Source organism: Stenotrophomonas sp. PS02289, from assembly GCF_029960115.1.
Lineage (GTDB): Bacteria > Pseudomonadota > Gammaproteobacteria > Xanthomonadales > Xanthomonadaceae > Stenotrophomonas.
On record NZ_JASCOZ010000138.1, the window covers coordinates 1 to 11,826 of the forward strand.

The 11,826-nt window shown below is 65.7% G+C and carries 12 protein-coding genes; 9 read left to right on the forward strand and 3 right to left on the reverse strand.

What is annotated here, in order from left to right:
• Positions 1–1,452, reverse strand: a 1,452-nt coding sequence (locus tag QMX83_RS16340; protein ID WP_282297698.1) for an N-acetylmuramoyl-L-alanine amidase, incomplete at its 3' end; no start/stop codon positions are given.
• A gap of 376 nt (positions 1,453–1,828) precedes the next feature.
• On the opposite strand from QMX83_RS16340, the gene QMX83_RS16345 reads away from it, so the two are divergent.
• The 4 genes from QMX83_RS16345 to QMX83_RS16360 all read left to right on the forward strand — a co-directional run bounded on the left by QMX83_RS16345 (position 1,829) and on the right by QMX83_RS16360 (position 4,601).
• On the forward strand, positions 1,829–2,959 hold the full coding sequence (locus QMX83_RS16345; protein ID WP_282297700.1) for a GNAT family N-acetyltransferase: 1,131 nt from the start codon (positions 1,829–1,831) through the stop codon (positions 2,957–2,959).
• Positions 2,956–3,717, forward strand: a complete 762-nt coding sequence (gene aat / locus QMX83_RS16350) for a leucyl/phenylalanyl-tRNA--protein transferase (protein WP_282297701.1) — start codon at positions 2,956–2,958, stop codon at positions 3,715–3,717. Before QMX83_RS16345 ends, aat begins: the two co-directional genes overlap by 4 nt.
• 86 nt (positions 3,718–3,803) lie before the next feature.
• Entirely contained in the window at positions 3,804–4,022 is a 219-nt protein-coding gene (gene infA, locus QMX83_RS16355) for a translation initiation factor IF-1 (RefSeq protein ID WP_005409596.1), read from the forward strand.
• A gap of 213 nt (positions 4,023–4,235) precedes the next feature.
• Positions 4,236–4,601 (forward strand): hypothetical protein, encoded by a 366-nt coding sequence (locus QMX83_RS16360; RefSeq protein ID WP_282297702.1) that lies wholly within the window; start codon positions 4,236–4,238, stop codon positions 4,599–4,601.
• A 59-nt stretch (positions 4,602–4,660) separates the two neighbouring features.
• Here QMX83_RS16360 and clpA read toward each other — a convergent pair whose 3' ends face one another.
• A complete protein-coding gene (clpA, locus tag QMX83_RS16365) occupies positions 4,661–6,943 on the reverse strand; it encodes an ATP-dependent Clp protease ATP-binding subunit ClpA (protein ID WP_282297703.1) in 2,283 nt (760 codons plus the stop codon).
• Positions 6,944–7,194: 251 nt separating this feature from the next.
• Positions 7,195–7,524 (reverse strand): ATP-dependent Clp protease adapter ClpS, encoded by a 330-nt coding sequence (gene clpS, locus QMX83_RS16370; RefSeq protein ID WP_282297704.1) that lies wholly within the window; start codon positions 7,522–7,524, stop codon positions 7,195–7,197.
• 71 nt (positions 7,525–7,595) lie between these two features.
• On the opposite strand from clpS, the gene QMX83_RS16375 reads away from it, so the two are divergent.
• The 5 genes from QMX83_RS16375 to QMX83_RS16395 all read left to right on the forward strand — a co-directional run bounded on the left by QMX83_RS16375 (position 7,596) and on the right by QMX83_RS16395 (position 11,508).
• Positions 7,596–8,114 carry an NUDIX hydrolase gene (locus QMX83_RS16375; protein WP_282297705.1) on the forward strand — a complete coding sequence of 173 codons (519 nt, stop codon included), beginning with the start codon at positions 7,596–7,598 and terminating at the stop codon, positions 8,112–8,114.
• Positions 8,111–9,250 (forward strand): tRNA 2-thiouridine(34) synthase MnmA, encoded by a 1,140-nt coding sequence (mnmA, locus tag QMX83_RS16380; RefSeq protein WP_282297706.1) that lies wholly within the window; start codon positions 8,111–8,113, stop codon positions 9,248–9,250. The genes QMX83_RS16375 and mnmA overlap by 4 nt, the downstream gene beginning before the upstream one ends.
• Complete coding sequence (gene hflD, locus QMX83_RS16385) at positions 9,247–9,861, forward strand: high frequency lysogenization protein HflD (RefSeq protein ID WP_282297707.1); 615 nt, start codon at positions 9,247–9,249, stop codon at positions 9,859–9,861. Before mnmA ends, hflD begins: the two co-directional genes overlap by 4 nt.
• Positions 9,862–9,942: 81 nt before the next feature.
• Complete coding sequence (locus QMX83_RS16390; protein ID WP_125359084.1) at positions 9,943–11,133, forward strand: methyl-accepting chemotaxis protein; 1,191 nt, start codon at positions 9,943–9,945, stop codon at positions 11,131–11,133.
• A 99-nt stretch (positions 11,134–11,232) separates the two neighbouring features.
• On the forward strand, positions 11,233–11,508 hold the full coding sequence (locus tag QMX83_RS16395; protein WP_282297708.1) for a hypothetical protein: 276 nt from the start codon (positions 11,233–11,235) through the stop codon (positions 11,506–11,508).
• Positions 11,509–11,826: the final 318 nt, after the last annotated feature.

The following is an 11,826-nucleotide window of genomic DNA, read 5'->3' on the forward strand; positions in this document are numbered from 1 at the left end:
CCCGCCGCCGGGGCCCCCCCCCCCCCCCCGCGCGCCCCCCCCCCCCCCCCGGGGGCTGCTGCGCCCGGGCTGAAAGCCGCCTAGCTCGGACACCACCCATTCGTAAGCCTTGCACGCCCCAGGTTGGCTGCAGGACGCGGGCACCACACTCAGGGTGAGCGGAAACTGGGGATTGCCTTCAAAATGCACCGCGGTCATGCCAGCGCTCAGCGGCGGCAGCGTGATGTCGTCGATGCTGCTGAGGACCAGCGGCGCGCAGGTCTTGCCCTCGCGGAACAGGCGGACGCCTTTTTCCACGCCCTTCATGGAGGCGGTGCGGAAGACAGGGTCCTGCAACGCAGCCGAGTCCTCCGGGTTCGAGTGATAGGCGATCTCGACCAGCACAGAGGGCATCGTGCCGATTCGGTTCTCGCCGTGATTGCCCGCGTTCGCGCCGTCCCGAATTGGAAAGTTCTCGTATCCAGGTTGTGCGCGAATGAGCTCACGCATTCCGCAAAGGACACTCGCAGCCAAGGGGCGGTCATCCGGCTTGTCGACGTGGTAGTAAACTTCCACTCCACGAACCGTACTCACGTCATTTCCGTTCGTGTGCAGGCTGATCATTGCACCCGCGCCCACATGGTTGGCATACAAAGGGCGCACGCGAATGTCCTCCTTTACCTCCCTGTCATTGCTGGTCAGATTCGGGAGTGAATTCCACAGATCACCACGATCTGGGAGCAACGCCTTGATGTGATACCGCGATGACATCTGCTCCCAGGGCCGATTCGACTCGGGATGCAGCGCCGTGGAGCGACTCCTGGCGCGATGGACTGTCAATGCACTGCGCTCCTCGATCAATCGCTGCAAAGCATCCCCATAGGCTGGCGTGATCATGTCTTCGCGAAATCCAAACGCGTCCGGGCGCTGGTACTCCCACGACAGTGCGGGATGCACCCTTACCAGCCCGTGACCCGCAGAGACCATCGCGACCTGGTTCCGCTGATTGTTTCTGCCGCGAGGCGGAACTTTCAATTCCTCAGGGTAGTAGTACTTGAGTGGCCTGCCCTGGAAATGGATATGCACATCGCTGATCTGCAGACCCGCTTTTTCCGCGTAGTACCGAAGCGTCACCGCCAGCTCCTGCAGAAACATCTCGTCAGCGTCCGGTCCAGGCCGGTAACCCTCGCCGATGTCCGCCAAGATCCTCCTGCTGACCGGATCAATGGTTACACGGACATCTACTGTTCGAAGCGTTCCTTTACTTTTTACAAGCGTCGAAACACGTCGGGACGCCTCCTTCTCCAGCAGTTGAATCAGCTCCCTGTCGTCATACCCAATCGATGCCGTCACCTGCCTCGCTTGCGTTCCTTCGCCGACAGCTTCGGCATGCGCAGAGGCAGCCATCGCGATGGAGGACGCAAGCAACAGGGTGCTGCCTTTGCATGCACGGTGTAGGTATTTCCTGATCATCATTCCGCTCCTTGAAGTTGAACAGCGCACCGGATGTGCGCGAGCGGAATCTGCGCTCTCGAAATACCTGGAAGTGCGCACTGCTCCTCACTTCTGCAGAAGCAGAAATCTGCATTGATTTCCCGCGGGGATTGCCGGAATAAAATGTCAATCACCGCGAACAGGCGTGCGGCTACGGGCAGCGCGGCGACTCACGAAATCCGCGAAATCGTGAACTGATCGCGATGGCGCAGATTGCGCGGTCTGCGCGCCGGGTTGCTTGCGCGCGAGGCGGGATGGTGCCGGACACGCAGGGCGTGTCCCTAGCGAATGTCGTGGGTGGCCTGGATTGCGATGGCTCCGCCCTTTTCCACCCCGCCTGCCCTATCCTTTCGGCATGAGCGAGTCACGTTTTCTCCATCGTCTGACCGACCTGACGGCGGCCACCTGGGACGCCCTGCATGACGGCGGCAATCCGTTCGTCAGCCATGCGTTTCTTGCCGGACTGGAAACGCACGGCTGCCTGCGGCCGGAGTGGGGTTGGCGTCCGCGCCACTTCACCTTGTGGGACGGCGACCGCCTCGTCGCGGCGGTGCCCGGCTATCTGAAGGACAACTCGCACGGTGAGTTCGTGTTCGACCATGCCTGGGCCAACGCCTATGCCCGGCACGGACTGGACTACTACCCCAAGTGGCTGGGCGCGGTGCCGTACTCGCCGGTGACCGGGCCCCGCCTGCTGGCGCGCGACGATGAATCCCGCGCCACTTTGGTCCGCACACTGCGCGAGGAAGTCGAGCGCAGAGGCTGGTCCTCGGTCCACGTCAACTTCCATCCCGCAGACGAAGAAGCCGCCTTCGATGACCGTTGGCTGCTGCGCGAGGACATCCAGTTCCAGTGGCAGAACCCGGGCCATTGGACGGATTTCGATGGCTTCCTGGCGGACATGAACCACAAGCACCGCAAGAACATCCGCCAGGAACGGGCCAAGCTGGCGCGCACCGGCATCACCTACCGGATCGTGCACGGCGACGAGGCCACCGCTGACGATCTGCAGGCCATGCACGATTTCTACCTGCAGACCTTCGCCGAGTACGGCAACTCCCCCGCGCTGACCCTGCCGTTCCTGCAGCATCTGGCCACCTCGATGCCCCGGCAGCTGGTGATCTTCCTGGCGATGGCCGGCGACCAGCCGGTGGCGGGGGCCTTATGCCTGCGTGGTCGCGACACCCTGTACGGGCGCTATTGGGGCGGCGCGCCGCTGGCCGGGCTGCATTTTGAAACCTGCTACTACCAGGGCATCGACTACTGCCTGCGCCAGGGCCTGATGCGGTTTGAACCCGGGGCACAGGGCGAGCACAAACTGGCGCGCGGATTCCTGCCGCAACGGGTGCGCAGCCGGCATTGGCTGGCCGAGCCTGACTTTGCCGGTGCTCTGGCCGGATGGTGTGGCCAGGAACGGGCGGAAGTCGAGCGCTATGCGCAGGTGCTGGCCCAGCACAGCCCCTTCAAGGCGGTTGAGCCGGCATGAGCAGACGCCACCCCTGGCAGCTCGACCCGGAGCCGGATGCCCCGTTCCCGCCCGCGCACACGGCCCTGCGCGAACCGGACGGCCTGCTCGCGGTCGGAGGCGACCTGTCGCCGATACGCCTGCTCAACGCCTATGCCAACGGCATCTTCCCGTGGTTCTCCGAGGGTCAACCGCTGCTGTGGTGGTCCCCGGACCCGCGCATGGTGTTCCGCACCGACGGCGTGCGCCTGTCCTCGAAGTTCCGGCGTCAGCTGCGTCATAGCACCTGGACCCTGCGCGCCGACACGGCGTTCGCGGCGGTGATCCGCGCCTGCGCGGCCAGCCCGCGACCCGGCCAGGACGGCACCTGGATCACCGATGACATGATGCTCGCCTACCAGGCCCTGCATGCACTGGGACACGCCCACTCCGTGGAGGTGTTCGACGGCGAGCGGCTGGTCGGGGGCATCTACGGCGTGGCGATCGGCCGGATGTTCTTCGGCGAAAGCATGTTCAGCGCCGCCAGCGGCGGCTCCAAGGTGGCACTGGCCGGGTTGGCGCGCTGCCTGCGGGGCTGGGGCTGGCCGCTGATCGACGCGCAGGTGGAGAATGACCATCTGCTGCGCATGGGGGCCGAGCATCTGCCCCGCGAGCAGTTCCTGGGCGTGGTCAGGCGTCAGGTCCGTGAAGACGGCGCTGAAGGCTCGTGGAGCCGGCGATTTGGCGTGATGCCGGCCGCCGCGCTGGCCGATGACCTCCCGGCCACCCCTGCCCGTTAACACAAACTTTGCATCATCCGGCGCAGACGCGTAAAATGCCCGCCCTTAAGGCCAGATCGGCCGTTTACAGAACTGCACAGGACTACATGTCGAAAGACGACTCCATCGAGTTCGAAGGCACCGTCAGCGAGACCCTGCCGAACACCACTTTCCGCGTTCGACTGGAAAACGGGCACGAAATCATTGCCCACATCTCCGGCCGCATGCGCAAAAACTACATCCGCATCCTCACGGGCGACCGCGTCAAGGTTGAGATGACGCCGTACGACCTGACCAAGGGCCGTATCACCTACCGCATGAAGTAAGCGGTTGGGGTGACTCCCCTGGGAGTTTCGACAGAAGGCCGGCCCTGCGCTGGCCTTTTTGCGTGGGCGCAATTCACCTTGCTGGGCCATTGGTCACAATGACCGTTCTCACCGTGACATCGGTCAGGCTGCCTTGAAGCAGATTCGGCCGCGGCAGAAGACGTTCACAGTGGCACACGGTCCAGCCCGGACCGCCATCGATTGGCCCCCGACATGAAAACCCTGTTCACGCTGTGCCTGCTTGCCGCCGCGACCACTGCCGGGGCGGCCTTCGCTCAAACGGCTGCGGATACCGCGACCGGCAGCGACTGCATCACGCTGTCCAACGACAAACAACTGGTCCGCAAGAACGCGGATCGCTCCATCCTGCTGCGCAACGGCGGCGACCACTACATCGTGCACCTGGCCACCTCCTGCAGCAGCGCAACGATCTCACGCAAACTGGAATTTGCCACGCCCGGCCAGGAAGGCCAGCTGTGTGGCGCACGTGCCAGCCGGCTGAACACCGACCAGCAGAGCTGCGACGTCACCCGACTGGAACCGATCAGCGCCAAGCAGTTCGCCACCCGCGCCCGCTGACCGGCGCAATGACAAAGGCCCCGGAGTTACCGGGGCCTTTGTGCTGACTGGACGGTTGCTTACTCGACGGTTGCCGGCAGTCGACGTTCCGGCTCGGCCTGGGTTTCCACGAACAGCTCGTCGTCGCGGACGTCGATGCTGACCCGGCCGCCGTTCACCAACTTGCCGAACAGCAGCTCGTCGGCCAGCGGACGCTTGACCTTGTCCTGGATCACCCGCGCCATCGGACGCGCGCCCATCAGCGGGTCGAAACCGTGGCGGGCCAGCCAGTCGCGGGCGGTCGGCGTGGCCGACAGACTGACGTGCTTCTCCTGCAGCAGCATTTCCAGCTCGATCAGGAACTTGTCCACCACCCGCAGGATGTGCTCGAAGGCCAGCGGCTGGAACTGCACCACCGCATCGAGGCGGTTGCGGAATTCCGGCGTGAAGCTCTTGCGGATCACTTCCATCGCATCGGTGGCATGGTCCTGGCGGGTGAAACCGATCGAACGCCGCGAGGCCTGCGCCGCACCGGCATTGGTGGTCATCACCAGCACCACGTTCTTGAAGTTGGCTTCGCGTCCGTTGGTGTCGGTCAGGATGCCGCGGTCCATGACCTGCAGCAGGATGTTGAAGATGTCCGGATGGGCTTTTTCCACCTCGTCCAGCAGCAGCACGCAGTGCGGGGTCTTGACGATCTTCTCGGTGAGCAGGCCACCCTGGTCGAATCCGACATAGCCCGGGGGCGCACCGATCAGGCGGCTGATCGAATGCGGCTCCATGTACTCGCTCATGTCGAAGCGCACCAGTTCGATGCCCAGCTGCAAGGCCAGCTGCTTGGTCACCTCGGTCTTGCCCACGCCGGTGGGGCCGGCGAACAGGAAGTTGCCGATCGGCTTGTCCGGGTTGCCCAGGCCGGAACGGGCCAGCTTGATCGCCGAAGACAGCGTCTCGATTGCCGGATCCTGGCCGAAGATCACCATCTTCAGGTTGCGCTCCAGATGCTGCAGCACGTCCTTGTCGGTCGCGCTGACCTGCTTGGCCGGAATGCGCGCCATCTTGGCGATGATGGTCTCGATCTCCTCGATGTCGATCAGCTCCTTGCGCTCACCCTCCGGCAGCAGGCGCTGGCGGGCACCGGCCTCATCGATCACGTCGATGGCCTTGTCCGGCAGCAGGCGGTCACCGATGTGCTTGACCGACAGGTCCACCGCCGCCTGCAGCGCGTCATCGGCATAGGTCACGCCGTGGTGCGCCTCATACTTGGGCTTGAGGCCCTGCAGGATCTCGTAGGTTTCGCCCACGGTGGGCTCGACGATGTCGATCTTCTGGAAGCGGCGTGCGAGTGCGCGGTCCTTCTCGAAGATACCGCGGTACTCCTGGAACGTGGTCGAGCCGATGCAGCGCAACTCGCCCGACGCCAGCGCCGGCTTGATCAGGTTGGAGGCATCCATGGTGCCACCCGACGCCGAGCCTGCCCCGATGATGGTGTGGATCTCGTCGATGAACAGCACCGCGTTGGGCATTTTCTTGAGCGCGGTGAGCACGCCCTTCAGGCGCTTCTCGAAGTCGCCACGGTATTTGGTCCCGGCCACCAGCGCGCCCAGGTCGAGCGAATAGATGACCGCGTCGGCCAGTACCTCGGGCACCGAGCCTTCCACGATCCGCTTGGCCAGGCCTTCGGCGATGGCGGTCTTGCCCACGCCGGCCTCGCCCACGTACAGCGGGTTGTTCTTGCGGCGGCGGCACAGGACCTGGATGGTCCGCTCGATCTCGTCGCGACGACCGACCAGCGGATCGATCCGGCCGTTGCGGGCCTGCTCGTTGAGATTGCTGGCGAACTCGGCCAGCGCATCGCCCTTGCCTTCCCCCTCGCCGCCCTCCGCGCGCCCTTCGGCATCACCGGCCGGCGGCGTCTCGCCCTCCTCGCCCAGCTTGGCGATGCCATGGGAGAGGTAGTTGACGATATCCAGCCGGGTCACGTCCTGCTGGTTGAGGTAATAAACGGCGTGGGAGTCCTTCTCGCCGAAGATGGCGACCAGCACGTTGGCACCGGTCACTTCCTTCTTGCCCGAGGACTGCACGTGGTACACCGCGCGCTGCAGGACGCGCTGGAAGCCCAGCGTGGGCTGGGTGTCCCGGCCATCATCATCGGCCAGACGCGACACCGAGGCCTCGATGGCCTGCTCCAGCTCCTGGCGCAGCCGCTCAGCGTCGGCACCGCAGGCCTTGAGGACGGCCTGGGCGGACGGGTTGTCCAACAGTGCCAGCAGCAGGTGTTCCACCGTCATGAACTCATGCCGGGCCTCACGGGCGCGCTTGTAGCACTGTCCGATGGTGTGTTCGAGGTCTTTGCTGAACATGTTCTACTCCGGCGGCAGTTGAGAACAATATGCGGCCTAGCGGTGGAAATTCCATCACCCTGGTGGAAGGGTGCGTTCAGACAGTGTTGGCACTCACAGCCAGATGCCCGGACCTGCGCCCAGCATTGGCCGTCCGGCTGTGATGAGAATGTCATGACCCCTTCGCGCGCCCTCCGCCCCCCGGCGGCTCCCTGGCGCTGTTTCAGGAGAGGACGTGCAGCGCAGCCCGAAGCGGCCACACACGGCGGGCGTCAGCCGGCCTTTTCCATCGTGCATAACAGCGGATGCTGGTTCATGCGCGAGAATTCGTTGACCTGGGCGACCTTGGACTCGGCGACTTCGCGGGTGAACACCCCGCACACGCCACGACCCCGGGTATGCACGTGGAGCATCACCTGGGTCGCCTTGTCGATGTCCATGGTGAAGAAGTGCTGCAGCACGGTCACCACGAAATCCATCGGGGTGTAGTCGTCATTCAACAGCATCACCTGGTAGAACGGCGGCGGCGCAACCTCCGGTCGTGCCGGTTCAAGGGCAACGCCGTGGTCGTGATGGGGTTCTTGTGAGGGCTCGCGTGGCATCTGCACAGTATAAACGCGGCCCTGCCGGATTGGACGCCGCCCGCCGCGCCCGTCACAATTCGCTCATCCGCATGACTTCACAGACTTTTCATGAAGACCCTCCTGGGCCCGCTGCCGCTGGCACTGACGTGACACCCGCAACAGAACAGCGCTGGGCACCCCATGTAACCGTGGCGACCGTGGTCGTCCGCGATGGTCGGCTGCTGCTGGTCGAGGAAACGATCGAGGGGCGCAGGGTGCTCAACCAGCCCGCCGGCCATCTGGAGCCGGACGAAAGCCTGGCTGCCGCCGCCGTGCGCGAGACGCGGGAAGAAACCGGCTGGCAGGTCGCGCTGGCCGCCTTCATCGGCTGTTACCAGTGGACGGCCCCGGATGGCACCGCCTTCCTGCGCTTTGCCTTCGCCGCTGACCCGATCCGCCACGATCCGATGCAGCCGCTGGATGCAGGTATCCTGCAGGCGCTGTGGCTGACCCCGGCGGAGCTGCGCTCCGAACCGGACCGGCTGCGCAGTCCGCTGGTCCGCCAGGTCGTGGAGGACTACCTGGCCGGCCAGCGCCATCCGCTCGCCCTGGTGAAGGAGTCGGCATGAGTACGCCTCGCGTCATGGTTGGCGTTTCCGGCGGCGTGGATTCGTCGGTGGCCGCGTGGCGGCTGGTCCAGCAGGGCGAGCCGGTCGCCGGCTTGTTCATGCAGAACTGGGCCGATGACGGCAGCGGCGAATGCCGCGCCGAGGACGACCGCCGCGACGCAGTGGCGGTCTGCGGCCTGCTGGACATCCCGTTCCACTTCCGCGACTTCTCCAGCGAATACTGGCAGGGGGTGTTCGAGCACTTCCTGGCCGAATACGCCGCGGGCCGCACCCCCAATCCGGACGTGCTGTGCAACCGCGAGGTCAAGTTCAAGCACTTTCTGGACGCCGCCCGCGAACTCGGGGCCGAGCGCATCGCCACCGGCCACTACGCGCGGGTCGCCCAGCACCGCGGACGCTGGGCCCTGCTGCGCGGGGCCGACCGCAGCAAGGACCAGAGCTACTTCCTGCATCAACTGGGGCAGACCCAGCTGGCCGCCACCCTGTTCCCGATCGGCGACCTGCAGAAGAACGACCTGCGTCGGATCGCCCGCGATGCGCGGCTTCCGACCCACGCCAAGAAGGACTCCACCGGCATCTGCTTCATCGGCGAGCGTGACTTCCGCGAGTTCCTCGGACGCTATCTGCCGGCGCGCAGCGGGCAGATCCAGGACCCGGACGGTACCGTGATCGCCGAGCATCCCGGGGTGTTCTATTTCACCCTGGGACAGCGTGAAGGCTTGAACATCGGGGGCGTTCGCGGGCGTCCTGCCGCGCCGTGGTATGTGGTCGGCAAGGACGTGGCCAGCAACGTGCTGTATGTGGACCAGGACCGAGAAAGCCCCTGGATGCAGTCCACCCGCCTGCATTCGGAAGTGGCGCACTGGATCGCCGGCGCACCGCCGGCACGCCAGTTCGAATGCACCGCGCAGACCCGCTACCGCCAGCCGGACGAACCGTGCACGGTGACGGTCCGCGACGACGGCACGCTGGACGTGCACTTCGCCCGTTCGCAACGCGCCGTCACCCCCGGTCAATCCCTGGTGCTGTATGACGACGAAGTCTGCCTGGGCGGTGCCGTGATCGCCGCCACCGACGCGCCGCTGGAACAGCGGCTGCGGACCACCCCTTCCCCCTTCGAGGTAACCGCTGCATGAGTTTTTCTGTCGACGACCGCGTCCTTGCTCTGGCCGGAATTGCCCAGGCCCTGCAGCAGGTGCGCCGCATCGCCGAAACCGGACATTCCGAGGCGGGCGTGGTCCGCACCGCGATCGACAGCGTATTCAGGATTGATGCCGACAGCCCGCAGGCCATTTACGGCAGTCCGGCCCAGCTGGCTCCTGGGCTGCGCCTGCTGCACAACTATTTCCGCAACCAGGGCCAGGATGAAATCCTGCCGCGCCTGGCCCTGGCCGTGCTGCAGCTGGAGCGGACCTTCGTGCGCAACCATGACGTGGTGGGCGCGGTCAGCGAAGGCATCGCCCGCGCCCAGCGCCAGGCGATCGAACTGGGCGACAGCGCCCACCCCGATGTCCTGGCAGCACTGGGCGCGCTGTATGCCGACACCATCAGCCATCTCAAGCCGCGGGTGATGGTCCAGGGCAACCCGCACTATCTTGGCCAGGCCGGCGTGATCGCCGAGATCCGCGCCCTGCTGCTGGCGGCGGTGCGTTCGGCCGTGCTGTGGCGGCAGACCGGTGGCCAGTACTGGGATTTCCTGCTCTCGCGCAAGGCCATGGTGGACGCGGTGGACCGCCAGTTGCGTTGAGCCGCGCGTAATTTGTGCGGTGCCGCTAAAGCTCCGGGGGGTACGGCCGATACATTCACCGTGCACCTCCCGAGAACGTCCATGTACTCACGCATTTTCATTCGTCTGGCCGCCCCCCTGGTCCTGACCCTCCTGCTCCCCCTGGCCATTGGCCTGGACTGGCCCGCCGCGCTGCGCTGGGCGATCCTGACCACGATGACGCTCAGCTGGCTGGGCTTTGCCTGGTGGACCACCCGCGCCCAGGCCCAGCGCTCCCCCGAGCATGCCCGCATCCTGCGTGAGCAGGACCAGCTGCTGACCGAACTGCGCCAGTTTGTCGGCAACGAAATTGAAGGTTCGCGCGGTGAAGTCGAACGCGCCCGTGACCTGATCCGCCACGCCGTCGGCGGTCTGGGCAGCAGCTTCGACGCGATGAACCGCAAGTCCCGCCAGCAGAGCCAGGCCCTGGCCCGCATCGTGGACCGCGCCGGCGAAGACGGCGGTGCCGGTGTCGACGTGGCCCGTTTCGCCCAGCACGCCAGCCACCGCATGGAACAGCTGGTCGAGGCGCTGGAACAGGTGAGCGGCCAGAGCAGCACCACGGTGCAGCACATCGACCAGATGGCCCAGCACCTGGATGGCATCTTCGCGCTGCTGGAAGACGTGAAGTCGATTGCCGACCAGACCAACCTGCTGGCCCTGAACGCCGCCATCGAAGCTGCGCGTGCCGGTGAAGCCGGTCGTGGCTTCGCGGTGGTGGCCGATGAGGTGCGCAATCTGTCCGAGCGCTCGACCACCTTCAACGAACAGATCCGCAAGCTGGCGCACAGCTCCAAGGACGCCATCGCCAAGGTCCGCGAGACGGTCTCGCACATGGCCTCGCGCGACATGGACCGTTCCCGCGAAGCGCGTCATGAAGCCGCCGCGATGCTGGACAACGTGGCCCAGATCAACGCGTCGCTGGGCGACGGCATGCGCGAGATCTCCGAGTGCGGCCGCGCCATCGACAGCAGCGTCGCTGAAGCCGTGCGCGCCCTGCAGTTCGAAGACATCGCCACCCAGGCCCTGGGCGGCGTGCACACCCACCTGGACCGCCTGACCTCGATCAACCGCGAAGCGCTGGCCCTGCAGGAGCTCCTGCACCGCAACGGTGGCGTGTTCGACGAAGAAATCGTCAGCGCGCTGCAGCGTACCGGCAACCGCCTGCGCGACATGCGCGTGGAGTGGGAGCGTCCGCCGCACAAGGCAGTGGCGCAGCAGAACATGTCGGCCGGTGCGGTCGAGCTGTTCTGATCGAATGAACGTTGCCGGTAACGGCAACCTCAGCGGCCCCGGCACTCCCGGGGCCGTTGTGCATGCACAGCTTCCCCCAGCTTTGTAGATGACGCCCCCATGCTGTTGAACGCCCCCAACGCAGCACTGATCGCCAGCACCGTCGCCGAGCTCCCGCTCGACGCCGTACGCGCCCCGGCCACCCCGGCACCGCCCCCGAACGGCCGTGCACTGCTCCCCTTGCTGGAGCAGCAGGCCCAGCAGGAGCTGGCCCGCCTGATCGCCGCACAACCGGCCCCCACCCCCGCCCCCACCTGCGACCCAGCCTACGCCGGCCTCGCCTGGGACCTCGGGCTGAGCGGTGACGAATTCGATTCGGTTGCAAACACCCCGTAACGCCGGGCGCTGCCCGGCTTCACGCATCTGGGCGAACAACCCTCGGCTCTCGGTATCCCTGGGTTGGTGGCCATCGAAGATCAAAAGCACGCGGGCTCGGTAGAGTCGACCGTTGGTCGACTGCAGTGAAATCCCCAACATCCGTTAACGCATGACCCCAGATCGAGATCGCCGTTGATCTGGCATTTGCCATGGCCGCCGACGCACTGTCGATGGCGGCTCGGGATGGGCTGGAGGGGGCGTGAGCCGCATGGATGCGGCGATCGAGCTTACATGGACGTACTTGCAGCGTCCCCCGGAACGCCCGTCCCGAGCCGC